At 61.1% G+C, this 26599-nt stretch carries 26 protein-coding genes and 1 pseudogene; 14 read left to right on the plus strand and 13 right to left on the minus strand.

Features of this window, described 5'->3' with window-relative positions; all coding sequences use genetic code 11:
* The first annotated feature begins 22 nt into the window (after positions 1 to 22).
* Entirely contained in the window at positions 23 to 391 is a 369-nt protein-coding gene (locus TU75_RS11990; RefSeq protein WP_003231635.1) for a DUF4870 domain-containing protein, read from the plus strand.
* Positions 392 to 448: 57 nt separating this feature from the next.
* Here the strand turns inward: TU75_RS11990 and TU75_RS11995 are convergent, their stop codons facing one another.
* The gene (locus tag TU75_RS11995; RefSeq protein ID WP_003195493.1) at positions 449 to 1228 is read right to left on the minus strand and encodes a catabolite repression control protein Crc; all 780 of its coding nucleotides are present in this window, start codon (positions 1226 to 1228) and stop codon (positions 449 to 451) included.
* Between the two features lie 82 nt (positions 1229 to 1310).
* On the opposite strand from TU75_RS11995, the gene pyrE reads away from it, so the two are divergent.
* On the plus strand, positions 1311 to 1955 hold the full coding sequence (gene pyrE / locus TU75_RS12000) for an orotate phosphoribosyltransferase (protein WP_015373297.1): 645 nt from the start codon (positions 1311 to 1313) through the stop codon (positions 1953 to 1955).
* Between the two features lie 74 nt (positions 1956 to 2029).
* Here the strand turns inward: pyrE and argB are convergent, their stop codons facing one another.
* From argB to coaBC, 4 genes and pseudogenes are all read right to left on the minus strand, one after another.
* Positions 2030 to 2935 (minus strand): acetylglutamate kinase, encoded by a 906-nt coding sequence (gene argB, locus TU75_RS12005; RefSeq protein ID WP_003231632.1) that lies wholly within the window; start codon positions 2933 to 2935, stop codon positions 2030 to 2032.
* 20 nt (positions 2936 to 2955) lie between these two features.
* Positions 2956 to 4371 (minus strand): annotated as a pseudogene (locus tag TU75_RS12010) (phosphomannomutase/phosphoglucomutase); the annotation flags it as partial.
* 246 nt (positions 4372 to 4617) lie between these two features.
* Positions 4618 to 5073 (minus strand): dUTP diphosphatase, encoded by a 456-nt coding sequence (gene dut / locus TU75_RS12020; protein ID WP_003231628.1) that lies wholly within the window; start codon positions 5071 to 5073, stop codon positions 4618 to 4620.
* A 5-nt stretch (positions 5074 to 5078) separates the two neighbouring features.
* Positions 5079 to 6287, minus strand: a complete 1209-nt coding sequence (gene coaBC / locus TU75_RS12025; RefSeq protein WP_003231625.1) for a bifunctional phosphopantothenoylcysteine decarboxylase/phosphopantothenate--cysteine ligase CoaBC — start codon at positions 6285 to 6287, stop codon at positions 5079 to 5081.
* 152 nt (positions 6288 to 6439) lie between these two features.
* On the opposite strand from coaBC, the gene radC reads away from it, so the two are divergent.
* The gene (gene radC / locus TU75_RS12030) at positions 6440 to 7114 is read left to right on the plus strand and encodes a RadC family protein (RefSeq protein WP_060549049.1); all 675 of its coding nucleotides are present in this window, start codon (positions 6440 to 6442) and stop codon (positions 7112 to 7114) included.
* A gap of 18 nt (positions 7115 to 7132) precedes the next feature.
* On the opposite strand, the gene TU75_RS12035 is transcribed toward radC, so the two are convergent.
* Positions 7133 to 8725, minus strand: a complete 1593-nt coding sequence (locus tag TU75_RS12035; protein WP_060549050.1) for an ABC transporter substrate-binding protein — start codon at positions 8723 to 8725, stop codon at positions 7133 to 7135.
* Between the two features lie 458 nt (positions 8726 to 9183).
* On the opposite strand from TU75_RS12035, the gene rpmB reads away from it, so the two are divergent.
* Together rpmB and rpmG are read left to right on the plus strand one after the other, a co-directional pair.
* Positions 9184 to 9417 (plus strand): 50S ribosomal protein L28, encoded by a 234-nt coding sequence (gene rpmB, locus TU75_RS12040; RefSeq protein WP_003176907.1) that lies wholly within the window; start codon positions 9184 to 9186, stop codon positions 9415 to 9417.
* 11 nt (positions 9418 to 9428) lie between these two features.
* Positions 9429 to 9584, plus strand: coding sequence for a 50S ribosomal protein L33 (rpmG, locus tag TU75_RS12045; protein WP_003176906.1), 156 nt, complete (start codon positions 9429 to 9431; stop codon positions 9582 to 9584).
* Positions 9585 to 9656: 72 nt separating this feature from the next.
* Here the strand turns inward: rpmG and TU75_RS12050 are convergent, their stop codons facing one another.
* On the minus strand, positions 9657 to 10019 hold the full coding sequence (locus TU75_RS12050; RefSeq protein ID WP_003231619.1) for a cupin domain-containing protein: 363 nt from the start codon (positions 10017 to 10019) through the stop codon (positions 9657 to 9659).
* 230 nt (positions 10020 to 10249) lie between these two features.
* Here TU75_RS12050 and TU75_RS12055 point away from each other — a divergent pair, with 230 nt between their 5' ends.
* Positions 10250 to 11743 carry an aldehyde dehydrogenase gene (locus TU75_RS12055; protein ID WP_003231617.1) on the plus strand — a complete coding sequence of 498 codons (1494 nt, stop codon included), beginning with the start codon at positions 10250 to 10252 and terminating at the stop codon, positions 11741 to 11743.
* An 86-nt stretch (positions 11744 to 11829) separates the two neighbouring features.
* Here the strand turns inward: TU75_RS12055 and TU75_RS12060 are convergent, their stop codons facing one another.
* Together TU75_RS12060 and TU75_RS12065 are read right to left on the minus strand one after the other, a co-directional pair.
* Positions 11830 to 13401 (minus strand): phospholipase D family protein, encoded by a 1572-nt coding sequence (locus tag TU75_RS12060; protein WP_060549051.1) that lies wholly within the window; start codon positions 13399 to 13401, stop codon positions 11830 to 11832.
* A gap of 59 nt (positions 13402 to 13460) precedes the next feature.
* Positions 13461 to 14885, minus strand: coding sequence for an aminotransferase-like domain-containing protein (locus TU75_RS12065; RefSeq protein WP_060549052.1), 1425 nt, complete (start codon positions 14883 to 14885; stop codon positions 13461 to 13463).
* Between the two features lie 165 nt (positions 14886 to 15050).
* On the opposite strand from TU75_RS12065, the gene TU75_RS12070 reads away from it, so the two are divergent.
* Entirely contained in the window at positions 15051 to 15275 is a 225-nt protein-coding gene (locus TU75_RS12070; protein WP_060549053.1) for a DUF1127 domain-containing protein, read from the plus strand.
* Here TU75_RS12070 and TU75_RS12075 read toward each other — a convergent pair whose 3' ends face one another.
* The gene (locus TU75_RS12075; protein ID WP_060549054.1) at positions 15276 to 16568 is read right to left on the minus strand and encodes an NAD(P)/FAD-dependent oxidoreductase; all 1293 of its coding nucleotides are present in this window, start codon (positions 16566 to 16568) and stop codon (positions 15276 to 15278) included.
* Positions 16569 to 16682: 114 nt separating this feature from the next.
* On the opposite strand from TU75_RS12075, the gene TU75_RS12080 reads away from it, so the two are divergent.
* Positions 16683 to 17036, plus strand: a complete 354-nt coding sequence (locus TU75_RS12080) for a YkgJ family cysteine cluster protein (RefSeq protein ID WP_003231607.1) — start codon at positions 16683 to 16685, stop codon at positions 17034 to 17036.
* Between the two features lie 30 nt (positions 17037 to 17066).
* Here TU75_RS12080 and TU75_RS12085 read toward each other — a convergent pair whose 3' ends face one another.
* Positions 17067 to 17555 carry an Lrp/AsnC ligand binding domain-containing protein gene (locus tag TU75_RS12085; protein WP_003176896.1) on the minus strand — a complete coding sequence of 163 codons (489 nt, stop codon included), beginning with the start codon at positions 17553 to 17555 and terminating at the stop codon, positions 17067 to 17069.
* 155 nt (positions 17556 to 17710) lie between these two features.
* Here TU75_RS12085 and dadA point away from each other — a divergent pair, with 155 nt between their 5' ends.
* The 6 genes from dadA (at position 17711) to TU75_RS12115 (ending at position 23682) form a co-directional block, all read left to right on the plus strand.
* The gene (gene dadA / locus TU75_RS12090; protein WP_060549055.1) at positions 17711 to 19012 is read left to right on the plus strand and encodes a D-amino acid dehydrogenase; all 1302 of its coding nucleotides are present in this window, start codon (positions 17711 to 17713) and stop codon (positions 19010 to 19012) included.
* The gene (locus TU75_RS12095) at positions 18984 to 19337 is read left to right on the plus strand and encodes a RidA family protein (protein WP_060549056.1); all 354 of its coding nucleotides are present in this window, start codon (positions 18984 to 18986) and stop codon (positions 19335 to 19337) included. The genes dadA and TU75_RS12095 overlap by 29 nt, the downstream gene beginning before the upstream one ends.
* Positions 19338 to 19404: 67 nt before the next feature.
* Positions 19405 to 20478 (plus strand): alanine racemase, encoded by a 1074-nt coding sequence (alr, locus tag TU75_RS12100; RefSeq protein ID WP_060549057.1) that lies wholly within the window; start codon positions 19405 to 19407, stop codon positions 20476 to 20478.
* Positions 20479 to 20594: 116 nt separating this feature from the next.
* Positions 20595 to 21143: a cupin domain-containing protein gene (locus TU75_RS12105; RefSeq protein ID WP_003231599.1), complete on the plus strand. Its 549-nt coding sequence runs from the start codon at positions 20595 to 20597 to the stop codon at positions 21141 to 21143.
* A gap of 84 nt (positions 21144 to 21227) precedes the next feature.
* Positions 21228 to 21626, plus strand: coding sequence for a c-type cytochrome (locus TU75_RS12110; protein ID WP_041931666.1), 399 nt, complete (start codon positions 21228 to 21230; stop codon positions 21624 to 21626).
* 133 nt (positions 21627 to 21759) lie between these two features.
* Positions 21760 to 23682 carry an acetyl-CoA hydrolase/transferase C-terminal domain-containing protein gene (locus tag TU75_RS12115; protein WP_041931539.1) on the plus strand — a complete coding sequence of 641 codons (1923 nt, stop codon included), beginning with the start codon at positions 21760 to 21762 and terminating at the stop codon, positions 23680 to 23682.
* 248 nt (positions 23683 to 23930) lie between these two features.
* On the opposite strand, the gene TU75_RS12120 is transcribed toward TU75_RS12115, so the two are convergent.
* Together TU75_RS12120 and rep are read right to left on the minus strand one after the other, a co-directional pair.
* Positions 23931 to 24500: a xanthine phosphoribosyltransferase gene (locus tag TU75_RS12120; protein WP_003176890.1), complete on the minus strand. Its 570-nt coding sequence runs from the start codon at positions 24498 to 24500 to the stop codon at positions 23931 to 23933.
* A gap of 58 nt (positions 24501 to 24558) precedes the next feature.
* The gene (rep, locus tag TU75_RS12125) at positions 24559 to 26568 is read right to left on the minus strand and encodes a DNA helicase Rep (protein ID WP_003231592.1); all 2010 of its coding nucleotides are present in this window, start codon (positions 26566 to 26568) and stop codon (positions 24559 to 24561) included.
* Positions 26569 to 26599: the final 31 nt, after the last annotated feature.

Here is a 26599-nt window from a genome sequence, read left to right on the forward strand (position 1 = left end):
ATCCGCCTCAAGGAGAAGCGCCATGAATGACCAGCAACTACCGGTGCCCACGCCTTCGTACGAAGTGCGCCAGGGAGCAATGTTGTGCCATCTCGCGGCGTTTCTGGGGTTCGTGTTCCCCTTCGGCAGCGTCGTGGGGCCGCTGATCCTGTGGCAGATGAAGAAGGAAGTGGACCCGTTCATTGATGACCAGGGCAAGGAAGCCTTGAACTTCCAGATCACCGTGGCCATCGCCTGGATCGTCTGCATTGTGCTGGCGTTTGCGGTCATCGGTTTTTTCCTGATGACGGCCCTGGCCATCGCCAGTGTGGTGCTGACGATCATCGGTTCGATCAAGGCCAACAAGGGGATCGCCTATCGCTACCCCTTGACCTGGCGACTGGTCAAATAATGAGCACCCACAAAAAAACCGACAGCGATGTCGGTTTTTTTGTGCCTGGAAAAGACCTCAGATGGTCAGGGTCCAGTCGTAGTCCACGATCAGCGGCGCGTGCTGCGAGAAGCGCGGCTGGCGCGGCAGGCGTGCGCTGCGAACAAACCGGCGCAGTCCTGGGGTCAGCAACTGGTAGTCGAAGCGCCAGCCCAGGTTGAGCATCTCGGCCTGCTCGTTGTCTGGCCACCAGCTGTACTGGTCGCCTTCACGGCTGACTTCGCGCAGGGCATCCACATAGCCCATGTTGCCGACAATCTCGTCCATCCAGGCCCGTTCCGGCGCCAGGAAACCCGGGGATTGCTGGCTGTCGCGCCAGTTCTTGATATCCAGCTTCTGTTGCGCCACATACAGCGAGCCACAGTAAATGTACTCGCGACGTTTGCGCCGCTGTTTATCCAGGTAACGGGCGAAATCGTCCATTAGCTTGAACTTCTGGTTCAAGTCTTCATCGCCGTTCTGCCCCGAAGGGAGCAGCAAGGTCGCGATGCTGACCTTGTCGAAATCGGCTTGCAGGTAGCGCCCGTAGCGGTCGGCTGTCTCAAAGCCCAGGCCGCTGATGACCGCCTTGGGTTGCAACCGCGAATACAAAGCCACGCCACCTTGGGTGGGCACTTCGGCATCGCAGGCATAAAGGAAGTAGCCATCCAGTTGGAAGGCTGGGTCGTCCAGTTCAAAGGCGGAGGCGCGGGTGTCCTGCAGGCAGATGACGTCGGCATTCTGTGCTTGCAGCCAACTGAGCAAACCACGCTCGACTGCAGCCTGAATACCATTGACGTTCACACTGATGATCCGCATAAATGGCCCCAAAAATCGCGTGCGTGTATGATACACGCCGTCTACCTAATTAGCTAAATCCGTGGTATCTGAGGCTTTTTTCATGCAGGCGTATCAACGCGATTTCATTCGTTTTGCCATCGATCGCGGCGTTTTGCGCTTCGGTGAATTCACCCTGAAGTCCGGGCGCACCAGCCCGTATTTCTTCAATGCAGGCTTGTTCAACTCCGGTTCGGCGCTGGCTCAGTTGGGTCGTTTCTACGCGGCGGCCATCGTTGAAAGCGGGATTTCCTTTGACGTGCTGTTCGGCCCTGCCTACAAGGGCATCCCCCTGGCCGCCGCGACCGCCGTGGCCCTTGCCGAACATCACGGGCAGGATCTGCCTTGGTGTTTCAATCGCAAGGAGGCCAAGGCCCATGGCGAAGGTGGCAGCCTGGTGGGTGCACCGCTGACCGGCGACGTGCTAATCATCGACGACGTGATCACCGCCGGCACCGCGATCCGCGAAGTGATGCAGATCATCGCCTCGCAGGACGGCGCCAGGGCCGCCGGTGTGCTGATTGCGCTGAACCGCCAGGAACGCGGCAACGGCGAGTTGTCGGCCATCCAGGAGGTGGAGCGCGATTTCGGTATTCCGGTGGTGAGCATCGTGTCGTTGAACCAGGTGTTGCAGTTCCTGGAAGATGATCCGCAGCTCAAGCAGCATTTGCCGGCGGTGCGTGCGTACCGCGAACAGTTCGGCGTCTGACACCGATAGCGCTGTGTCAGAAAGACAATGTGGGAGGGAGCAAACCCCCTCCCACATTTTGATTACGGCGGTGTTCAGGGACGCTTGCGATTACTGATCAGCGTGCCCACGCCGGTATCGGTGAAGATCTCCAGCAGGATCGCATTCGGCACGCGGCCATCCAGGATCAACGAACTGCCGACCCCGCCTTGCACCGCTTCCAGCGCACAACGAATCTTCGGCAGCATGCCACCGTAGATGGTGCCGTCGGCGATCAGCTCATCCACCTGCTGCGTGGTCAGGCCGGTCAGCACCTTGCCTTCCTTGTCCATCAAGCCGGCGATGTTGGTCAGCAGCATCAGCTTTTCAGCCTTCAGCGCTTCAGCCACCTTGCCCGCCACCAGGTCGGCGTTGATGTTGTAGGACTCACCGTTGGCGCCCACGCCGATTGGCGCGATCACCGGAATAAAGTCGCCCTTGACCAGCAGGTTGAGCAGGTCGGTGTTGATGCCGATCACTTCGCCCACTTGGCCGATGTCGATGATTTCCGGTTGGGTCATCTCCGGTGTCTGACGGGTCACTGTCATTTTTTTCGCCCGGATCAGCTCCGCGTCTTTACCGGTCAGGCCGATGGCGCTGCCGCCGTGGCGGTTGATCAGGTTGACAATGTCCTTGTTGACCTGGCCGCCCAGGACCATCTCCACCACGTCCATGGTCTGCGCGTCAGTGACGCGCATGCCATCAATGAAGTGACTCTCGATCGACAAGCGCTTGAGCAGGTCGCCGATCTGCGGGCCGCCGCCGTGCACCACCACCGGGTTGATGCCCACGGCTTTCATCATCACGATGTCGCGGGCAAAGCCGGTTTTCAGCTCCTCGCTTTCCATGGCATTGCCGCCGTATTTGATCACCAGCGTCTTGCCGACGTAGCGTCGAATGTAGGGCAACGCTTCGGAAAGGACCTTGGCGGTATTGGCAGCAGCTTCGCGTTCGAGGGTCATGCAGGGCTCCGGGCAAAAAATCAGAACGGTAATTGGAGATCGGGGGCAACACGTTTCAACTGGGCGTGGAACACGTCCTTGATGCGCTGCAACTCAGCCTCGGTATCCGCCTCGAAACGCAGGACCAGCACCGGCGTGGTATTGGACGCGCGAACCAGGCCCCAGCCTTTGGCGTAATCGACGCGAACACCATCAATGGTGGTCAGGCTGGCGCCTTCGCCCCATTGTGCATCGTGCAATGTGTCAATGATGCTGAATTTGCTCTCCTCGGTCACATGGATATTGATCTCTGGCGTGGAAATATCATTCGGGAAGGTCTGGAACAGCTCTTCGCAGGTGGATTTTTCCTTGCTGAGGATCTCAAGCAGGCGCGCAGCGCTGTAGATGCCGTCGTCGAACCCGAACCAGCGCTCCTTGAAGAACACATGGCCACTCATTTCGCCAGCGAGCAGGGCGCCGGTTTCTTTCATTTTCTTTTTGATCAACGAATGGCCGGTCTTCCACATTAGCGGACGACCGCCGTATTCCTTGATCAGCGGCGTCAGGCGACGGGTGCATTTGACGTCGAAGATGATCTCCGCGCCAGGGTTGCGCGCTACCACGTCGCGGGCGAACAGCATCAGCAGGCGGTCCGGGAACACGATCTCGCCGGTTTCAGTCACCACGCCGACACGGTCGCCGTCACCGTCAAAGGCCAGGCCCACATCGGCACCGACTTCCTTGACCTTGGCGATCAGGTCCACCAGGTTTTCAGGTTTGCCCGGGTCCGGATGATGGTTGGGGAAGTGGCCATCGACGTCGCAGAACAGCGGGATCACTTCGCAGTTCAGGGCTTCGAGCAGCTGCGGAGCGATCACGCCGGCCGCGCCATTGCCGCAGTCCACCACCACTTTCAGGCGGCGCGCGAGTTTAACGTCACGGGTGATTTCATCGGAGTAGCGCTGCAGGATGTCGACCCGGGTGATGCTGCCCTGGCCGCTGGTCAGGTCATTGGTCTTCAGGCGCGTGTGCAGGGCCTGGATCTGTTCGTTGGCCAGGGTGTCGCCGGCAATGACGATCTTGAAGCCGTTGTAGTCTGAAGGGTTGTGGCTGCCGGTCAGCATCACGCCGGACTTGCCAGCCAGTACGTTAGCCGCGTAGTACAGCGCCGGCGTTGGCACCAGGCCGACGTCACTGACATGGCAGCCGCTGTCGGCCAGGCCCTGGATCAGTTGCTCCACCAGTTCCGGGCCGGACAAGCGGCCATCGCGGCCCACCGACACGTTCGGCTCGCCCTGGGCCAGGCTCTGGGAGCCGATGGCGCGGCCAATCCAATAGGCGGTTTCAGCGGTCAGGGTCTTGGGCACAACGCCACGAATGTCGTAGGCGCGGAAAATACTGTCGGGGAAGGTCGGGGCGACGCGGGGTGCGGTACTCATCGCGGGGGGAATCTCCATAAGAAAGGGGCAAGGCTGGCCTTTAACTGACTGACCGGCAGGCTCAAACTGAAGGGTATGACGGCGTTTTCGGCGGGGAGTTCGTAGTGCAAAAAGGCCATCGGCGCGTCAGCGTCTGCCCTACTAAAGCGTAATGCCTTGATTTTTCTGAGAAAATCTCGCTGATTAAATCCGCGCATTCTTCATCCTGAAAAGCCATGCGGTGGCGTCTGGCCGGATAAACGCATCCGGCCAGATTCAGCTTAGTCAGTGGCTGCCAGAATGCCCAAAACCACCTGCGCCGCGTTGTGTTTCATCAAATTCCTGGACCAGTTCGAATTGCGCCTGCACCACGGGCACCAGCACCAGTTGGGCGATGCGTTCGCCTACGGCAATGTTGAACGCTGTCTGACCACGGTTCCAGCACGACACCATCAGCTCGCCCTGGTAGTCGGAGTCGATCAGGCCCACCAGGTTGCCCAGCACGATGCCATGTTTGTGGCCAAGGCCCGAGCGCGGCAGGATCAGCGCGGCCAGGCCCGGGTCGCCGACGTAGATCGACAGGCCGGTGGGAATCAGGATCGTCTGGCCTGGTTCGAGAACGGTGTCCTGCTTGAGCATGGCGCGCAGGTCCAGACCGGCGGAACCGGGGGTGGCGTAGGCGGGCAGCGGGAAGTCGGTGCCGATGCGGGGGTCGAGGATCTTGGCTTGCAAAGCGTGCATGGAGATTAAACCTGGTTCAGCCGTAGGGCGATAAAAGAGATCAGTTGGCGGGCAATCTTGCCCTTGCTGGTCTGGGCGAAAAGGGTGGCGTGCAGCTCGCGGTCAATCACGCTGCAGGCGTTTTCCTCGCTGTTGAAGCCGATGCTGGGGTTGGCGACATCATTGGCAACGATCAGGTCGAGGTTTTTATCTTTCAGTTTGCGTGCTGCGTAGTCGAGCAGGTGTTCGGTCTCGGCCGCGAAGCCGACGCTGAACGGGCGGTCCGGGCGGGTGGCGATGGTGGCCAGGATGTCCGGGTTGCGCACCATTTGCAGGAGCAGGCCGTCACCGTTTGTAGGGTCTTTCTTGAGCTTTTGCGGGGCGATGACTTCCGGGCGGTAATCCGCAACCGCTGCCGAGGCGATAAACAGGTCGCACGGAATCGCGGCTTCACAGGCTGCCAGCATGTCCCGGGCGCTGACTACGTCGATTCGCGTGACGCGATCGGGGGTCGGCAGATGCACCGGGCCGGTGATCAGGGTGACGCGCGCGCCTGCCTCGACCGCCGCTTCCGCCAGGGCAAAGCCCATTTTTCCTGAGCTATGGTTGGTGATGTAGCGCACCGGGTCGATGTTTTCCTGGGTCGGGCCTGCGGTAATCAGCACGTGCCTGCCGGTCAGCGCCAGGTGCTGGAAGCACTCGGCGGCGCACAGCGCCAGATCGTTGGCTTCGAGCATGCGGCCCATGCCGACGTCGCCGCAGGCTTGGCTGCCGGATGCCGGGCCGAACACCTTGAGGCCACGGCTTTGCAGGAGCTGGGTGTTGGCCTGGGTGGCCGGGTCGCGCCACATGGCCTGATTCATCGCCGGGGCAATGGCGACGGTGGCGTCGGTGGCCAGTACCAGGGTGGTCAGCAGGTCATCGGCGATGCCTTGGGCCAGGCGCGCGATCAGGTCGGCGGTGGCCGGAGCGATGAGCACCAGGTCTGCCCATTTGGCCAGTTCGATATGGCCCATGGCAGCTTCGGCGGCCGGGTCCAGCAGGTCCAGGTGAACCGGGTGGCCCGACAGGGCCTGCATGGTCAGCGGCGTGATGAACTCGCTGCCGCCGCGGGTCATGACCACGCGCACTTCGGCGCCCTGGTCCAGGAGCCTGCGAACCAGCTCTGCGCTCTTGTAGGCGGCAATGCCGCCGCCGACGCCGAGAACGATGCGTTTCCGATACAGACGCTGCATTGGTTTGCCTTTCCAGTTCAGTGAAGCCAGTTCAGTGACGCCTGCGATGCCTGCTCCCCAGGTGAAATCGCAGGCAAAAAAGAGGGCCTACGATAACACAGCGTCCGCCTGGCAACAGCGGCGCGCAGGGTGCATATGGAGAGGGGCGTGACATGAGTATTCGCGATTGGCCAGCCGCTGAGCGGCCGCGGGAGAGGCTTCTGGAATGGGGGGCGGCGAGTCTGTCAGACGCCGAATTGCTGGCAATCTTTCTGCGTACCGGGGTGTGCGGTCTGAGCGCGGTGGACCTGGCGCGCCATCTGTTGACGCGCTTTGGCGGCCTGCGTCCGCTGCTGGAGGCCAGCCAGACACTGTTCAATCAGCAACTGGGCCTGGGCCCGGCAAAATACGCCCAGCTGCAGGTGGTAATGGAAATCGCCCGGCGCCATATGGCCGAGGGTTTGCGCCATTATTCGGTGCTGGAAAGCCCCGAAGCCGTGCGCGATTACCTCAAGGCGCTGCTGCGCCATGAACCTCACGAGATTTTTGGCTGCCTGTTTCTTGATTCCAGGCATCGCGTGCTGGGTTTCGAGGCATTGTCCCAAGGCACCATCGACAAGGCGCAGGTTTATCCCAGGCAGGTGGTCAAGCGTGCGCTGGCCTACAACGCGGCGGCGTTAATCCTGTGTCACAACCATCCTTCGGGCAGTGCCGAACCCAGTGCGGCTGATCGAAAATTGACCAGGACCTTGCAAAGCGCCCTGGAAATGGTGGATGTGCGGGTGCTGGATCACATCATCGTGGGTGACGGTGATCCATTATCGATGGCGGAGTACGGCTGGATGTAACGTCACCTGCCGCAACGATCAGGGTTTGACATTGACCCTGGAGAAATCCTGCCGGCCAAACGGACTCACCTGGTACCCCTCGACATTCTTGCGCGTCAGGGCAAACGCCGTTGGATGTGCCAACGGCAACCACAGCGCCTGTTGCTGGATCTGCGCCTGGGCCTGCTGGTACAGCTTGCTGCGCACCCCTTGTTCGCTGGTGGTCTTGCCGGCGCTGATGAGTTTGTCCAGCGCAGGGTCGCAATAGCGGGCGAAGTTGGTGCCGGATTTGACTGCCGCGCAGGAAAACTGCGGGGTCAGGAAGTTATCCGGGTCGCCGTTGTCACCCGCCCAGCCCATGAACAGCAGGTCATGCTCACCTGCCTTGGCGCGGCGGATCAGCTCGCCCCACTCGATCACGCGGATCTCGGCCTTAATGCCGACCTTGGCCAGGTCTGCCTGCAACAGTTGTGCGCCCAGACTCGGGTTGGGGTTCAGCAGGCTGCCAGTGGGACGCGTCCAGAGGGTGGTTTTGAAGCCGTCCTTGAGTCCGGCGCGCGCCAGCAGGGCTTTGGCCTTGGCGAGGTCCTGTGGATAGCCCGGCAAGTCCTTGGCGTAGCTCCAGGTGTTGGGTGGGAACGGACCGTTGGCTGCCTCGGCGGTGCCTTCAAACACCGCTTTAAGGTAACTGTCCTTGTCAAAGGCCAGGTTGATGGCCTGGCGCACTTCCGGTTTGTCCAGCGGCGGATGCTGGCTGTTGATGGCAACGAAAGCGGTCATGAACGCTGCGGTTTTTTCCACCTTGAGCGCCGGGTCTTTCTCGGCTTCGCTCACGTCCAGAGGCTTGGGCGACAGGGCGATCTGGCATTCATCACGGTGCAGTTTCTGCAGACGCACATTGGCGTCCGGGGTAATGGCAAAGATCAGGTTGTCCACCGCCGGTTTACCGGCGAAATACTCCGGGTTGGCCTTGTAGCGCACCACGGCGTCCTTCTGGAACCGCGTAAAAATGAACGGGCCGGTGCCGACGGGCTGGCTGTTGAGCTTCTCCGGAGTGCCGGCCTTGAGCAGTTTGTCGGCGTATTCGGCCGGGTAGATCGAGGCAAAGCCCATGCTCAGCGTCGCGAGGAAGGTCGAGTCGGCGTGATCCAGAGTAAAGCGCACCGTCAGCGGGTCGAGGGCATCGATCTTCTTGACCAGCGTGGGTAATTGCAGCGATTGCGCGTGGGGGAAGCCGCTCTGGGCGATCTTGTGCCAGGAGTTGGCCGGGTCGAGCATGCGTTCGAAGCTGAAGCGCACGTCTTCAGCTGTGAGGGTGCGGCTCGGAGTGAAATACGCGGTGCGATGGAATTTCACGTCGGGGTGCAGCTTGAAGGTGTAGGTCAAGCCGTCCGGCGAAACATCCCAGCTGTCCGCCAGGCTCGGCACCAGCTTGCCGCTGTTCGCGTCGTAGTCCACCAGACGGTTCATCAGCACATCGGCCGAGGCATTGGTGGTAGTCAGCGAGTTGTATTGCACCACATCGAACCCTTCGGGGCTGGCCTCGGTGCACACGCTCAGATTGGTGGCCGCAGACGCCAGCGGGGCGATGAAGAAAGGGGCTAGCAAGAGCGGTAGGGCAGCGAGGCGCATGGTCGGTTTCCTTTGCAGATCGAAGGCCCATCTGCGAGTGCAGTCTGGAAAAGTCCTACCGTAGTGGTCTGATGAATAAATGACTAGCCCATTTTTGCCTGTGCTTTTGCCGTAAATGCTGTTTTGATGGCGCCTCAGACGGTAACGCGCTGCGCTTTGCGGCGCGCACGGGCGCTGAAAATCATTCTGTGCGACGAGCGGTCGGCTATGGCAGCGGCCCCTCCTGGCAACGGTTCAGGCGGCAACTGCGCAGATTTACGCCGGTAAAAACATACGGGCTGTTGTTGCGTCAGGGTCTTTCTGGTATAAAGCAGCGCTCTTTTCTAGGGGCCCGGTTCCTTCACTGTAGGTGTAGCCGGTAAGACCCTTAAAGAAACGCGGCGCCTGGCGCCAAATGACTGAGAGATTAAGCGGCCAACCCATGCCGGGTTGGGCATGTGGTTTTAGAGGGCTGAGGCATGTCGAGAGTCTGTCAAGTTACCGGTAAGGGTCCGGTGACTGGGAATAACATTTCCCACGCAAATAACAAAACCCGTCGTCGTTTCCTGCCGAACCTGCAGCATCACCGCTTCTGGGTTGAAGAAGAGAAACGTTTTGTTCGCCTGCGTGTATCTGCCAAAGGCATGCGTATCATCGACAAGCGTGGCATCACTGTCGTGCTGGCCGAAATCCGCGCCGCCGGCAAGATCTAAGGAGCTCTATCATGCGTGAATTGATTCGAATGATCTCTAGCGCCGGTACTGGTCACTTCTACACTACCGACAAGAACAAGCGTACTACTCCGGACAAGCTCGAAAAGAAAATGTTCGACCCGCGCGTTCGCAAGCACGTGATCTACAAAGAAGGCAAAATCAAGTAATTGATTTTCCTCCTTGTGAAAAAAAGCCCGTCTCTCACGATTCGGGCTTTTTTTTGCCTGGGATTTGCCTGATCAGGTTTTCTGTTCGAACACCACATAGATCTTGCGGCAAGCCTCCAGCACTTCCCAGGTGCCGCTGAAGCCGGCTGGTATCACGAAGCGGTCGCCAGCACGCAGGGTCTTGGCGTTGCCCTCGCCATCCCGCAACACCGACACACCCTGCACAATCTCGCAGTACTCGTGTTCGGTGTAATTGACCTTCCACTGCCCGACGTCCCCTTCCCACACCCCGGCACTCATCTGGCCGCATGGACTGTTGTAGTGGTTGTAGAGAGTCTGTTCGGGATCGCCCTTGAGGATTTTTTCGGCGGCAGGGCGATAGCGTTCGGGGGCGGTGCTGGCTTGGCTGAAGTCGACGATATCCTGGATGCTCATGTGCGTGTCCCGTCTGGCCTGCGGTAGGAGAGCCCAAAGTCTATGTTTATTAAAATGAACATCGCAAGGGCGTTTTCCGGCGTTATGTCAAATATATTGAAACATCACCAGCCGCTGGTTTAGGGTGGCAGCTGCCTTGAGCCGAACAGCAGGCTGGCCGGGCACGCATTCTTTAAGGCGGCCGGGGGGATAGCCCCCGGCCCTTGTACTCATAAGAGGAGGACACTTGCATGACCACCCTGACCCGTGCCGACTGGGAACAACGCGCCAAGGACCTGAAGATCGAAGGTCGCGCCTATATCAATGGCGAATACACCGCCGCCGCTTCCGGTGACACCTTCGAGTGCATCAGCCCGGTTGACGGCCGCCTGCTGGCTACCATCGCCAGCTGTGACGTCGCCGACGCCCAGCGCGCCGTGGAAAACGCCCGCGCCACCTTCAATTCCGGTGTCTGGTCGCGACTGGCGCCGGCCAAGCGCAAAGCCACGATGATCCGTTTCGCCGCGCTGCTCAAGGCCAATGCCGAAGAGCTGGCGCTGCTTGAGACCCTGGACATGGGCAAGCCGATCAGCGACTCCCTCAACATTGATGTGCCCGGTGCCGCCAATGCACTGAGCTGGAGCGGCGAGGCGATCGACAAAATCTACGACGAAGTCGCCGCTACCCCTCACGATCAGCTGGGTCTGGTCACCCGCGAGCCGGTCGGCGTGGTGGGTGCCATCGTGCCGTGGAACTTCCCACTGATGATGGCCTGCTGGAAGCTGGGCCCTGCGCTGTCCACCGGCAACTCGGTAATCCTCAAGCCGTCCGAAAAGTCCCCGTTGACCGCCATCCGCATCGCCGCCCTGGCCGTTGAAGCCGGTATTCCCAAAGGCGTGTTCAACGTGCTGCCGGGCTACGGCCACACCGTGGGTAATGCGCTGGCGCTGCACATGGACGTCGACACCCTGGTGTTCACCGGTTCAACCAAGATCGCCAAGCAACTGTTGATCCGCTCCGGCGAATCGAACATGAAGCGCGTGTGGCTGGAAGCCGGCGGCAAGAGCCCGAACATCGTGTTCGCCGATGCGCCGGACCTGCAGGCCGCCGCCAAATCCGCCGCCAGCGCCATCGCCTTCAACCAGGGCGAAGTCTGCACCGCCGGTTCGCGCCTGCTGGTCGAGCGCTCGATCAAGGACAGCTTCCTGCCTCTGGTGATCGAAGCCCTCAAAGGCTGGAAGCCAGGCAACCCGCTGGACCCGGCCACCACTGTCGGCGCGCTGGTGGACACCCAGCAGATGAACACCGTGCTGTCTTACATCGAAGCCGGCCATGCGGACGGCGCCAAGCTGGTCGCCGGCGGCAAGCGCATCCTCGAGGAAACCGGTGGCACCTATGTCGAGCCGACGATCTTCGACGGCGTGACCAATGCCATGAAGATCGCCCAGGAAGAGATCTTCGGCCCGGTGTTGTCGGTGATCACCTTCGACAGCGCGCAAGAGGCGGTCAGCATCGCCAACGACACTGTCTACGGCCTGGCCGCTGCGGTGTGGACCGCCGATATCTCCAAGGCGCACCTGACCGCCAAGGCGCTGCGTGCAGGCAGTGTGTGGGTCAACCAGTACGACGGCGGCGACATGACCGCGCCGTTTGGTGGTTTCAAGCAGTCGGGTAATGGCCGCGACAAGTCGCTGCATGCGTTCGACAAATACACCGAACTGAAGTCGACCTGGATCAAGCTCTAAGTCACACCGCTGTCCAAAACTGTGTGACATGTATGAACTCTGTGGGAGGGGGCTTGCTCCCTTCCACAGCTGATGTGCCATGGTTTTCAGAGCATGCGTTCGAGGCCGACCGACGTGGCGAACCACGCATTGAAGCGCCGCCACCAGTTGCCCGGCTCGCGGGTCAGGGTGTGCAACTGGCCGTTATCCTCGGTCACCCACACCACATTGCCATCCTGCAGTTTTGCCTCATAACTCAACGGCGGTGCCATGCCTTGCAGCGCCAGGTTGCGCACGTGTTCGGCCAGTTCCGGGCTGTCGACCAGCACGCCCACTTCGGTGTTCCACAACACTGAGCGCGGGTCGAAGTTGAATGAACCGATAAACGACTTCTCCCGGTCGAAGATCATTGCCTTGCTGTGCAGGCTGGAGTCCGAGCCCCGGAAGCTGCCGCGCCGGAACAGGTGCGGCCCGCTGCCGGCACTGGGGTCGCCGGGTTGGCGGCGCAGTTCATAGAGTTTCACGCCATGCTCCAGCAGCGCCTTGCGATAGGGCGCATAGCCGCCGTGCACGGCGGGTACGTCGGTGGCTTCCAGAGAGTTGGTCAACAGGCTCACCGACACACCGGCGTCGGCGCGTCCGGTCAGGTACACGAGCCCGGGCTGGCCGGGCACGAAGTACGCCGAAATCATCATCAGCTCTTGCTTGACGCCGTCCAACTCCGGTGCCAGTTGGGTGGTCAGCAGCAGGCGCGGGTCGGGGTCGGCCTTGGCCAGGACCTTGCTCGGCGCGTCCCACAGCGCCTGGTTCCAGGCCCAGATCAGTTCGCGCCGCCAGATGTCCATGCGTGGTTGGGTCTGATAGGTGCGCAAGCGGTTGTACAGCGCATGATTCTGCTGGCGCGACTCGGCCAGCGAGGCCTCCAGCCGCTTGCGCGCAACCGCCAGGTCGCCTTTGGTGGGCACGTTGGAAACAAACTCATCGATGGGCTTGCTCAGGGCGCTGTTCCAGTACTGATCGAAACTGTGGCCCAGTTGCTCGGCCACCGGTCCGACGCTGAGCATGTCGATATCGGTGAAATTCAGGTTCGGCTCGGCGTCAAAATACTCGTCCCCCAGGTTGCGACCGCCCACGATGGCCACGCTGTTGTCCGCCAGCCAAAGCTTGTTGTGCATGCGCCGGTGTTGCAGTGACAAATTGAACAGGCGGCCCATGGCCCGGGTTACGCCAGTGCTGCGCCCCAGGTGCAGCGGGTTGAACAGGCGAATATCGATTTTGGGGTGGGCGGCGAGGGTGGCGATGATCTGGTCGAGGCCGTCGCTGGTGGTGTCATCCAGCAGGATGCGGATGCGCACGCCACGGTCGGCGGCCTTGAGCAGTTCATCCACCAGCATGCGCGTGCTGATGCCGTCGTGAACGATGTAGTACTGCAGGTCGAGGCTGCTCTGGGCATTGCGGATCAATTCGGCGCGGGCCATGAAGGCTTCGCTGCTGTTGGGCAGCAGCCGAAAGCCAGACTGACCCTGGTGTGGCGCCGCCTGGGCCTGGATCGAGCGGCCGAATGACGATTGCGCGGCGGGCAGCGCGTCGCTGGGGATGCGCGGTGCGGTCTTGGTGGCGCAACCGCCCAGCGCCAGGGCGCCCAACAGGCAAAACGGTAAAAGCCGTCGAATCGTCAAGGGCGTGGGTTCCAGATCAGGGCGGTGGTCGATATCTGACGGCGAGTTTACGCAAAAGGTCAGTGTGACGCGTCGGCCAGCATATCGCTCGCGGCAGCGCCGACCTTGCGCACCGCTTCTTCAATCTGCGGCGTCGGCCTGGCAGCGTAGTTCATGCGCAGGCAATTGCGGTACTTGCCCGACGCAGAAAAGATGCTGCCCACTGCCACCTGCACGCCTTGTTCCATCAAAACGCGGTTGAGCTTCAAGGTGTCGAAGCCCTCCGGCAGTTCTACCCACAGCATGAAGCTGCCCTGCGGTCGGCTGGCGCGGGTGCCAGCGGGAAAATAGCGGCTCACCCAATCGAGCATCAGGTCGCGCTGACGCTGATATTGCGTGCGCATGCGCCGCAAGTGCGGTTCGAAATACCCGCCCTTGAGAAATTCGGCAATCGCAATCTGCGGTTGCGTGGCGGTAGAACCCGTGCTGATGTATTTCATGTGCAGCACCCGCTCCAGGTAACGGCCGGGCGCCACCCAGCCAATGCGCAGGCCCGGCGCCAGGGTTTTCGAGAACGAACTGCACAGCAATACACGGCCGTCTTCGTCGAAGGATTTGAGGGTGCGCGGGCGCGGGTAGCTGTAGGCCAGTTCGCCATACACGTCGTCTTCGATGATCGCGACGTCAAAACGCTGGGCCAGCGTCAGCAATGCGCGCTTGCGTGCCTCGGGCATGATGTAGCCCAGCGGGTTGTTGCAGTTGGGGGTCAGTTGAATGACTTTGATCGGCCACTGTTCCAGGGCCAGCTCAAGCGCTTCCAGGCTGATGCCGGTGAGCGGATCGGTGGGGATTTCCAGGGCTTTCATGCCCAGCCCCTTGAGGGTCTGCATGGCGCCGTGAAAGCTGGGCGAGTCCACCGCCACGATATCGCCGGGTTCGCAAATCGCGTGAATGCTGGCCGACAGCGCTTCGTGGCAGCCGGTGGTGATCACAATGTCTTCGGCGGTCAGTTGGCAACCGGAATCCAATGACAGCCGTGCAATCTGCTCACGCAGTTCCATACAGCCGAGGATAGTGTCGTAATACAGGCCCGGCAGGTCCTGGCGTCGACTCACGCGGGCGAGGCTGCGCAACAGCGGCTTGAGGGTGGGCGACAATACATCCGGCATGCCGCGGCCCAGCTGTATGACATCCTTGCGTGGCACGGTGCGGATCAGTTCCAGCACCTGATCCCACTGCGAGATCTCAACCGGTCGCTGCGCCGGACGGCCCACTTCGGGCAGCGCCGGCAGTTCACGGCCGACGGGTACGAAGTAGCCCGACTTGGGTTTGGGCGTTGCCAGGCCGCTGTCTTCCAGCACGCGATAGGCCTGTTGCACGGTGCTCAGACTGACGCCGTGCTCCACGCTCAAGGCCCGCACCGAGGGCAGGCGGTCACCAGGGCGGTAGAAGCCCTGTTCGATCCGGGAGCCAAGCACTTCGGCAAGATTGACGTAAAGGGTCATGGCGGCCACTCCCGGGGACCAATACAGATAGGCGGAAAATACAGGATTCAGCCATGAATGGGCAGTATCTGTATGGATTTAATAACGCTTGGTTGGATCTGTATTGGTTGTGCCAAAGCCCCCATGCTTGTCACTCAAGGCAACGAGCCAACAAGGGGCGGCAACATGAACGGGATCTGCGATGTGCGGCTGGCGTTACGGGGTCAGGAACTGGAAGCCGGGCAGCGGCGCGTGCGGTTGGCGCCGGCCCGGGAACGCTGGGATTTGTTCTGGCTGCGTCGCCATACCCGCAAAGCGCTGCTGGCGCTGACTTGCGAGCAGTTGCGCGACATCGGCCTGACTGAGGAACAGGCGCACGAGGAAGGCCTCAAGCCCTTCTGGCGCGGATGATCACATCAGTTCTTTGAGACGATGCCAGAGCATGCCCAGGGCCAGCAGCGGTGAGCGCAAGTGCTTGCCGCCGGGGAAGGTCATGTGCGGCACCTGGGCGAACAAGTCGAAGCGTCCCTGCTGCTGGCCGCTGATGGCTTCGGCCAGCAGCCTGCCGGCCAGGTGCGTGGCGTTCAGTCCGTGGCCCGCGTAGGCCTGGGCGTAATACACGTTGGGTTGGTCCGCCAGCCGGCCGATCTGCGGCAGGCGGTTGGCGCCGATGCCGATCATGCCGCCCCATTGGTAGTCGATCTTCACGTTGGCCAGTTGCGGAAATACGCTCAGCATCTTGGGCCGCATGTAGGCGCCGATATCCTGGGGATCGCGCCCGGAATAATGGCAGGCACCGCCGAACAGCAGGCGGCGGTCGGCCGACAGGCGGAAGTAATCCACCGTCACCCGCTGGTCGCACACGGCCATGTTCTGCGGCAACAGTCTGGCGGCCTGCGCCTCATCCAGAGGTTCGGTGGCGATGATATAGCTGCCGGCGGGCAGCACCTTGCCGCTCAAGTGTGGGTTGAGCCCGTTCAGATAAGCATTGCAGGCCAGTACCAGGGTCTTGGCACGTACCTGACCCTGAGCGGTGTGCACCGTGACCTCGGGGCCGTAGTCGATGCGCGTCACCTCGGACTGTTCGAACAACTGCACCCCCAGTTGCTGCGCGGCGGCAGCTTCGCCCAGCGCCAGGTTCAACGGGTGCAGGTGCCCGGAACCCATGTCGATCATGCCGCCCACATACCGCTCGGAGCCGATCACACTGCCCATTTCGCTGGCTTGCAACAGGCGCACTTCGTGGCGATAGCCGAGGCTGCGCAGTTCTTCGGCGTCTTCGGCCAGGCCTTGCAGGTCGCGGGCCTTGTTGGCCAGGTCGCAATAGCCCCAAGTCAGATCGCAGGGGATCTGGAAGCGCTCGACGCGTTCACGCACGATTTCCACCGCTTCCAGGCCCATGCGTTTCATCTGGCGCACGCCGTCGCTGCCGATCACATTGGCGAACTGGTCCAGGCCGTGACCAACGCCGCGAATCAGCTGGCCGCCATTGCGCCCGCTGGCGCCCCAGCCGATTTTGCGCGCCTCCAGTAACACCACCTTGAAACCGCGTTCGGCCAGCTCCAGCGCCGTGTTGAGCCCCGAATACCCCCCGCCGATCACACACACGTCTGCGCTCATCTCGCCTGCCAGCGCCGGGTAATCGGGCTGCGGCACGCTGCTGGCGGCGTAGTAGGACGTGGTGTGCCGGGCGCTGGTGGTCATGGGAGCCTCCCTGTGTGAAAAATTTGACGCAGGATACAACGGTCGGGCGGAGCTGTCTGTGGGCGGCGTTTTGCGGCAGAATCCACGCCTGTCCGCCGTTTGGTATGGGTCTTGATGAGTTGCAACAGCCAGAAAATCAGCGCCCTGCGCAAGCAGATTCCTTCGTTCGAGTGTGTCCCCGGCTGCCATGACTGCTGTGGGCCGGTGACCACCTCGCCCGAGGAAATGTCACGCCTGCCGCGCAAGACTGCCGCCGAGCAGGACGCGGCGATGGATGAGCTGAATTGTGTGCACCTGGGCCCCAATGGCTGCACCGTATATGACGAGCGGCCGCTGATTTGCAGGCTGTTTGGCACCACCCCAACCCTGCCTTGCCCCAACGGGCGGCGACCGGTGGAGTTGATCCATCCGCGGGTGGAGAAGCAGATTCACGACTACATGGGCAGCACTCGGCAGGTGCTGGTCTAGCCAGTTGAATGTACGGAGTCAATGTGACCACTAGTCCGGAATCGGCAGGTTCAGGCTCTCCTTCACCTCTTCCATCACGATATAGCTCTTGGATTCGCGTACATGGGGCAGCTTGAGCAGGATGTCGCCGAGCAATTTACGGTATGACGCCATCTCGGAAATCCGCGCCTTCACCAGGTAGTCGAAGTCACCTGACACCAGATGGCACTCCAGCACATGGGGCAGCTTCAGCACGGCGCGGCGGAATTCCTCAAACGTGTCGCCAGACTTGTAATCAAGGCTGATCTCGACAAATACCAGCAAACTTCCCTTCAAATGCTGCGGATTGAGCCGCGCGTTATAGCCCATGATGATCCCCTCGCGCTCCAGGCGCCGCACCCGCTCGGTACAGGGCGTGGTCGACAGCCCGACCTTTTCCCCCAGCTCGGTGAACGAAATACGTCCATCGGTTTGCAGGATGCGCAGGATATTGCGGTCGATCTTGTCCAGCTCCCGCTTGGTCTGGGTGTTGGTACGCATAGGGGATACGCCTCTGTGAAAAGGGTTTTTGCCGAGAATTGTCGCCAAATATAGGCACTTATATAGTGAAATGCACTGGACATTCTTTTTTACACTGCCCCCATCATTGCTCCAATAACACACGTCAGCGGCTGAGCCCGCGATGAGGATAAAAAATGCGCGTTCTGGTTTTGGGTAGCGGCGTCATTGGTGTGACCAGTGCCTACTATTTGGCACGGGCCGGCTATGAGGTGGTCGTGGTCGACCGTCAGCCTGCCGCCGCCATGGAAACCAGCTTCGCCAACGCCGGCCAGGTGTCGCCTGGCTATGCCTCGCCCTGGGCCGCGCCGGGTGTGCCGCTCAAGGCGATCAAGTGGTTGTTGCAACGTCACGCGCCGCTGGCGATCAAGGCCACTGCCGATATCGATCAATACCTGTGGATGGCGCAGATGCTGCGCAACTGTACGGCCAGCCGCTATGCGGTGAACAAGGAACGCATGGTGCGCCTGTCCGAGTACAGCCGCGATTGCCTCGACGAATTGCGTGCAGAAACCGGCATTGCCTACGAAGGCCGCAGTTTGGGGACGACGCAGTTGTTCCGCACCCAGGCGCAGCTCGACGGCGCCGCCAAGGACATCGCCGTGCTGCAGGAGTCAGGCGTGCCGTTCGAGTTGCTCGACCGCGCCGGCATTGCCCGCGTTGAGCCGGCCCTGGCCAATGTCACCGACATTCTTGCCGGCGCACTGCGCCTGCCGAACGATCAGACCGGCGATTGCCAACTGTTCACCACGCGCTTGGCCGACATGTGCAGGCAGTTGGGGGTGGAGTTTCGCTTCGAACAGGATATTCAGCGCCTCGACTGGGCTGGCGACCGCGTCAATGGCGTATGGGTCGACGGCAAGCTGGAAACCGCGGACCGCTACGTATTGGCCCTGGGAAGCTACTCGCCCAAGCTGCTCAAACCGCTGGGGATCAAGGCGCCGGTTTACCCGCTCAAGGGTTACTCATTGACCGTACCGATCACCAACCCGGCAATGGCGCCAACGTCGACCATTCTCGACGAGACCTACAAGGTCGCCATCACCCGTTTCGACAACCGCATCCGCGTCGGTGGCATGGCTGAAATAGCCGGCTTTGACCTGTCGCTGAACCCGCGTCGACGTGAAACCCTGGAGATGATCGTCAACGACCTTTATCCTCAGGGCGGCGATCTGGCCCAGGCGAATTTCTGGACCGGCCTGCGCCCGACCACGCCGGACGGCACGCCGATTGTGGGTGCCACCCCGTTCAGGAACCTGTTCCTCAATACTGGCCATGGCACCCTCGGCTGGACCATGGCCTGTGGCTCCGGTCGCTTGCTGGCCGACCTGATCGCGCGTAAAACCCCGCAGATCAGCGCCGAAGGCCTCGATATTTCCCGTTACGGTAGTCACCAGGAGTCCGCAAAACATGTCCATCCAGCGCCAGCTCACCAATGAGCGCATGAGTCAGATCGTCGTCCACAATGGCACCGTGTATCTGGCGGGGCAGGTTGGTGACGACATGAGCGCCGGGATCGAACAGCAGACCCGCGAAACCCTGGTCAACATCGAACGCTTGCTGGACCTCGCCGGCACCGACAAGACCCGTTTGCTGTCGGTGACGATTTACCTCAAAGACATCGACGCCGATTTTACCGGCATGAACGCCGTGTGGGACCAGTGGCTACCCAAAGGTGTCGCCCCGGCTCGCGCCACGGTCGAGGCCAAGCTGTGCGAACCGCATATTCTGGTAGAGCTGTCCGTCGTGGCTGCGTTGCCATAAATACCGATCCGGCGCCGACGCAAGTCGGTGCCGTTTTTTTCACCTTGCCGCCTAGAAGCCCGCCCCCATGCGTCCTGCCCGTGCCCTCATCGATCTCCAGGCCTTGCGCCACAACTACCAACTGGCCCGTGAAGTCGCGGGGGCCAAGGCCCTCGCGGTGGTCAAGGCCGACGCCTACGGCCACGGCGCCGTGCGCGTGGCCCTGGCGCTGGAAGCCGAGGCTGACGGGTTTGCCGTGGCGTGCATCGAGGAGGCCCTGGAGCTGCGGGCGGCCGGCATTCGTGCGCCGGTGTTGTTGCTGGAAGGTTTTTTCGAAGCCGACGAATTGCCGCTGATCATCGAGCATGATTTCTGGTGCGTGGTGCATTCGCTGTGGCAACTGGAGGCCATCGAACAAGCCCCCTTGAGCAAGCCGCTGACCGTCTGGCTCAAGCTCGACTCGGGCATGCACCGCGTGGGTCTGCATCCCGAGGATTATCAGGCGGCCTATCAACGCCTGCTGGCCAGCGGCAAGGTGGCGAGCATTGTATTGATGAGTCATTTCGCCCGTGCCGATGAACTCGACTGCGTGCGCAGTGATGAACAGGTGGCGGTGTTCGACGCGGCGCGCCAGGGCTTGTCGGCTGAGGTCAGCCTGCGCAATTCGCCCTCGGTGATGGGCTGGCCACAGGTGTCCAGCGACTGGGTGCGTCCCGGCATCATGCTGTACGGCGCTACCCCGTTTGGCGAGGACCAAGCCATCGCAGCGCGTCTGCAACCCGTCATGACCCTGGAGTCGAAGGTGATTTGCGTGCGTGAGCTACCGACCGGCGAGCCGGTGGGTTACGGCGCCAGGTTCATCACACCCAGGCCGATGCGCGTCGGCGTGGTTGCCATGGGGTATGCCGACGGTTACCCGCGCCATGCGCCTACCGGCACGCCGGTGCTGGTGGCGGGTCAGCGCAGTCAGTTGTTGGGGCGTGTGTCCATGGACATGCTGTGCGTCGACCTCACGGACATACCGCAGGCCGGCCTGGGCTCCACCGTGGAGCTGTGGGGCAAACACATTCTTGCCAGTGACGTAGCCGCTGCCGCCGAGACCATCCCCTATCAGATTTTCTGCAACCTGCGTCGCGTGCCAAGGCTCTATTGCGGCGCTTGATCGCAGGCGAGCGAGGCGACCGTCCGGGATTCAGGCCCAAGTGTTGTAAATACTGAACGCTGTCGCCATGATAACGCTCAACTACAACAAAGCCTGAATCCCGGGAGGCACCAGCATTGGACGTCGGCGAACGACTGCAATCGATCCGTAAACTCAAAGGTCTTTCCCAGCGTGAGCTTGCCAAGCGCGCGGGTGTCACCAACAGCACCATTTCGATGATCGAAAAAAACAGCGTCAGTCCCTCGATCAGCTCCTTGCGCAAGGTACTGGGCGGCATCCCCATGTCCATGGTCGAGTTCTTTTCCGAGGAAATTCTCCAGGAAGTGCCCACGCAGATCGTCTACAAAGCCCACGAGTTGATCGACATTTCCGACGGCGCCGTGACTATGAAACTGGTCGGCCGCGCGCATCCCAGCCGGGCGATCGCGTTTCTTAATGAGGTCTACCCGCCGGGTGCCGACACGGGCGAAGAAATGCTCACCCACGAAGGCGAAGAAACCGGGATCCTGGTGGAAGGGCGTCTGGAGCTGGTAGTCGGTCTTGAAACGTTTTTGCTCGAAGCGGGCGATAGCTATTACTTCGAGAGCAGCAGACCTCATCGTTTTCGCAACCCGTTCGATGTGCCTGCGCGATTGATCAGCGCAGCCACACCCGCGAATTTTTAAACAAAGATGCGCGCTGCCTGCGATCCTGTGGCCCTGGGCGTGAATCGCCACCATGAGGGTGAACGCATCAAACGTATCAGCAAAATGTTGGCTGCATCAGCCACCTTATTGGCCCTGGGGGCTTTCAGCGCCCAGGCGGCAACCGCCGACGACCTCGCCAGGCGTCTGGAACCGGTCGGCAAGGTGTGCGTTCAGGGTCAGGCCTGCACTGGCGCCGTAACCGAGAGCGGCGCCAGCGCGAGGGCGCCGGATGATGTGATCGCCAATCATTGCACCGCGTGTCACAGCGTCGGTCTGCTGAACGCGCCGAAAATCGGCGATGCGGCCGACTGGGGTAAACGCGCCCAGGAGCAGGGCGGCCTCGACGGCTTGCTTGCAAAAGCCATCACCGGCGTCAATGCGATGCCGCCCAAGGGCACTTGCGGGGATTGCTCGGATGACGAACTCAAGGGCGCCATCGAGAAAATGTCTGGTTTGAAATAACCCGATCTTCACCAAAAAGCCGCTGATCCGCGGCTTTTTTTGTGAACGCCATTTGTGTTTCGACGCTGTTCATTGCAGCAAAGACCCGGCAAGCTCGGTCCAACCCCACATCATGGAATGTCAGGAGGGTCGGATGGTGCAGTTGTGTTCAATCGAGCAAGCAGTTGACGACGTACTGGCGCGGTTGCCGGCGCATATCCATTTGGGCATCCCCTTGGGGCTGGGCAAACCCAATCAGTTCGTCAATGCGCTGTACCGGCGCATCGTCACGCTGCCGGACCGCGCCTTGACTATCTACACCGCACTCAGCCTGGGCCGCCCGACGATGGGCGACGGCTTGCAGAAGCGCTTCCTCGAACCCTTCATCGAGCGCGTCTTTGGCGATTACCCCGAGCTGGACTTCCTCGCGGACCTGAACAAAGACAGCCTGCCGAAGAACATCCGCGTACAGCAGTTTTTCATGCAGCCCGGCAGCCTGCTGCACAGCGCGGCCGCGCAACAGGATTACGTCAGCAGCAACTACAGCCACGCCGCGCGCGATATCAACGCCGCCGGACTGAACCTGGTGGCGCAACTGGTCGCCAGCAGCCCTGAACATCCCGACCGTTTGAGCCTGAGCTGCAACCCGGACATCTCCCTCGACCTGTTGCCCATGATCGCCAAGCGCCGCGAAGCCGGGGAAACCATTCTCGTCGTCGGCCAGGTGCACAGCGATTTGCCCTACATGCCCGGCGATGCCGAGCTGGGCATGGACGCTTTCGATTACCTGCTCGACGAGAAAGACAACACCACGCTGTTCTCCACACCGAATATGCCGGTGGGTTTCCAGGACCACTTTATCGGTGTGCATGCCAGCACCCTGGTGCGCGATGGCGGCACCTTGCAGATCGGCATCGGCTCGATGGGCGACGCGCTGACCGCCGCCTTGCTCGCGCGCCAGGCTGATAACGAGGCCTATCGCCTGCTGCTTACCGACCTGAATGTATACCAGTGGGCGCGCTTGATCAGCCGTGAAGGCGGCGTCGATCCATTCGTCCGTGGCCTTTACGGCTGCAGCGAAATGTTCGTCAACGGCCTGCTGGTGCTGGCGGATGCGGGGATCATACGGCGCAAGGTTTACCCGGACGTCGCGACCCAGGAACAGGCCAACGCCGGCCTGCTTGACGATGCGGCGCAACCCGATGGCGTGTCGGTTCATGGCGGTTTCTTCCTGGGCCCTCGCAGCTTTTACCAGCGCCTGCAGGAAATGACGCCTGCCAAGCGCCTTGAATTCAACATGACGCGTATCAGCTACATCAACGAGCTGTATGGCCAGGAAGAACTCAAACGCTTGCAGCGCCTGGATGCGCGGTTTATCAACAGCGCGATCATGGTGACTTTGCTCGGCGCCGGCGTGGCTGACCAGCTCGAAGACGGCCGCGTACTCAGCGGTGTCGGCGGGCAATACAACTTTGTGGCCCAGGGGCATGCCCTGGAAGGTGCACGCTCGATCCTTATCCTGCGCAGCTGGCGCGAATCGGCGGGGGAGGTCAGCTCCAATATCGTCTGGGAATATGGCCACTGCACCATTCCTCGGCACCTGCGCGATATCGTCATCACCGAATACGGTATTGCCGACCTGCGGGGTCAGACCGATGCCCAGGTCATCGAGGCGCTGCTCAATGTTACCGACTCACGGTTCCAGGGTGACCTGATTGAGCAGGCGCAAAAGGCCGGTAAGTTGCCCAGGGATTTCCAGCTGGATCCGCGTTTTCGTGACAACACGCCGGAGCGCTTGAAAGCGATTCAGGCGCGGCATGGTCGGTTGTTCCCGGAATACCCGCTGGGCACGGACTTTACTGACGAAGAGAGGGATCTGTTGCGCGCGTTGAATTGGCTCAAGAGCAAATTCAAGCTGACGGAAATTCTTGAACTGGGCCGTGCGGCGCTGGATGCACCGGACCCGGAAGCGTTTCCCAGGCATCTGGAGCGGATGCGCCTGGACAAGCCGGAAGGCCTGAAAGAGGACTTGTATCAGCGCCTGCTGCTCGCGGGCCTCCAAGCCACCGCACACTGAAAGACCCACGCAAATGAGTTATCTCAGGCAATCCACTTCCTTGTGGCGAGCGGGCTTGTTGTGGCGAGCGGGCTTGCCCCGCGTTGGGGTGCGAAGCACCCCCAATCCAGCAAAGCGCGGTGTACCTTAATATGGCTCAGCGTCTGGTTTTGGGGCTGCTGCGCAGCCCAACGCAGGACAAGCCTGCTCGCCAAAACAGACCGGCCTATAGGCTCCAGCTCCAGTTTGCTGTGTGACAGCGTGTTGGCTCAGATGAAGGTAACGACACCACCGGCCAGGGATTTCACCCGTGCCAGCGATTCAACCCGATAACCCTGCGCATCCAGTTCCGCACGGCCGCCCTGAAACGACTTCTCGATCACGATGCCCAGCCCGGCAACGGTCGCGCCGGCCTGCTTGATGATCGAGATCAGTGCCTGGGAGGCCTTGCCGTTGGCCAAAAAGTCATCGATCACCAGCACGCGGTCGCTGCTGGTCAGGTGGCGCGGCGAAATGGCCACGGTGCTTTCGGTCTTTTTGGTGAAGGAATACACGGTCGCCGACAGCAGGTTTTCGGTCAGGGTCAGTGACTGCTGCTTGCGGGCGAAAATCACCGGTACGCCGAGGTTCAGGCCGGTCATGATGGCCGGCGCGATGCCTGAGGCTTCGATGGTGACGATCTTGGTGATGCCCGAATCCTTGAACAGTGCGGCGAACTCGTCGCCGATCAATTTCATCAGCGCCGGATCGATCTGGTGGTTCAAAAAGGCGTCAACCTTGAGAACCTGATCGGAAAGCACGATGCCTTCTTCGCGAATTTTCTTGTGCAGTGCTTCCACGGAAAGCTTCCTCTAATGGCGCGGTCTGCGCCGAAAGTAGATTAAAAAGTAGTCGATTCTAGCGCTTTAACATCGCGCGTATGTCGGCCAGGGCCGTGTTGCCGCGAACGGCCTTGACCTCGGTCGGGGTGTCGTCGTTGCCTTCCCAGGCCAGATCGTCCGGCGGCAGTTCGTCCAGGAACCGGCTGGGGGCGCAATCGATGATTTCGCCGTATTGCTTGCGCTTGGCGGCAAACGTGAAGGCCAGGGTCTGACGTGCGCGGGTAATGCCCACGTAGGCCAACCGGCGTTCTTCCTCAATGGTGTCGGCTTCGATGCTGGAACGGTGTGGGAGAATTTCCTCTTCCATGCCCATGATGAACACATAAGGAAATTCCAGGCCCTTGGAGGCATGCAAGGTCATCATCTGCACACCCTCGGCACCATCTTCTTCTTCCTGCTGGCGCTCGAGCATGTCGCGCAGCACCAGCTTGCCGATGGCGTCTTCGACGGTCATTTCGCCGTCTTCATCTTTTTCCAGGGTGTTCTTCAGCGCCTCGATCAGGAACCAGACGTTGCCCATGCGGTAATCGGCGGCCTTGTCGCTGGAGCTGTTGGTGCGCAGCCAGTTCTCGTAGTCGATGTCCATGACCATGCTGCGCAGGGCGCTGATCGGGTCTTCGCCTGCGCACTGCTCGCGCACCTTGTCCATGAAACGCTTGAAGCGTGACAGGCGATCGGTGAAACGCGTGTCCAGGTGTTCGCCCAGGCCGATTTCATCGGTGGCGGCGTACATCGAGATCTTGCGTTCGGTGGCGTAGTTGCCGAGCTTTTCCAGCGTAGTCGAACCGATTTCACGGCGTGGGACGTTGATCACCCGCAGGAAGGCATTGTCGTCATCGGGGTTCACGATCAGCCGGAAGTAAGCCATCAGGTCCTTGACTTCCTGGCGCCCGAAGAAGCTGTTACCGCCCGATAGCCGATAGGGAATCTGATGGTGCTGCAGCTTCAGCTCGATCAGTTTGGCCTGGTAGTTGCCGCGATAAAGGATGGCGAAATCGCTGTAGGGCCGGTCGGTCCGCAGGTGCAGCGTGAGCAGCTCGACCGCCACGCGCTCGGCTTCGGCGTCTTCGTTGCGGCAACGGATCACGCGGATCTCGTCGCCATGGCCCATCTCGCTCCACAGCTGTTTTTCGAATTCGTGGGGGTTGTTGGAGATCAGCACGTTGGCGCACCGCAGAATGCGGCTGGTGGAGCGGTAGTTCTGCTCCAGCATGACCACTTTCAACGACGGGTAGTCGTCCTTGAGCAGCATCAGGTTTTCCGGGCGGGCGCCGCGCCAGGCGTAGATCGACTGGTCATCGTCGCCAACCACGGTGAACTGGTTGCGCGTGCCGATCAGCAGTTTCACCAGCAGGTACTGGCTGGCGTTGGTGTCTTGGTACTCGTCCACCAGCAGATAGCGCACCTTGTTCTGCCACTTTTCCAGAATGTCCTTGTGTTCCTGGAACAGCTTTACCGGCAGCAGGATCAGGTCGTCGAAGTCCACCGCGTTGAACGCCTTGAGCGTGCGCTGGTAGTGGGTGTAGACGATGGCGGCGGTCTGCTCCTTGGGATTGCGCGCCGCTTCCAGCGCCTCGGCAGGCAGGATCAGGTCGTTTTTCCACGACCCGATCATGTTCTTGATCTCGTCGACACCGTCGTCGCCCGCGTATTCCTTCTGCATGATGTCGGTCATCAAGGACTTGACGTCGGTCTCGTCGAAGATCGAAAAGCCCGGTTTGTAGCCCAGCCGCACATGCTCCTTGCGGATGATGTTCAGCCCCAGGTTGTGGAATGTACACACGGTGAGGCCACGGCCTTCGCCACCCTTGAGCAGGGTGCCGACGCGCTCTTTCATTTCCCGCGCCGCCTTGTTGGTAAAGGTCATGGCGACGATGTACTGGGCACGGATGCCGCAGTTCTGGATCAGGTGCGCGATCTTGCGGGTGATCACGCTGGTCTTGCCGGAGCCTGCGCCGGCGAGCACCAATAGAGGGCCGCCGACGTAGTTCACGGCTTCTTGCTGCCGGGGATTGAGTCGGGACATACAGATTCGGGAGGTCGTTGTTCAAAAGGGC

This window comes from Pseudomonas poae, from assembly GCF_001439785.1.
In the GTDB taxonomy this organism is placed as follows: domain Bacteria; phylum Pseudomonadota; class Gammaproteobacteria; order Pseudomonadales; family Pseudomonadaceae; genus Aquipseudomonas; species Aquipseudomonas poae.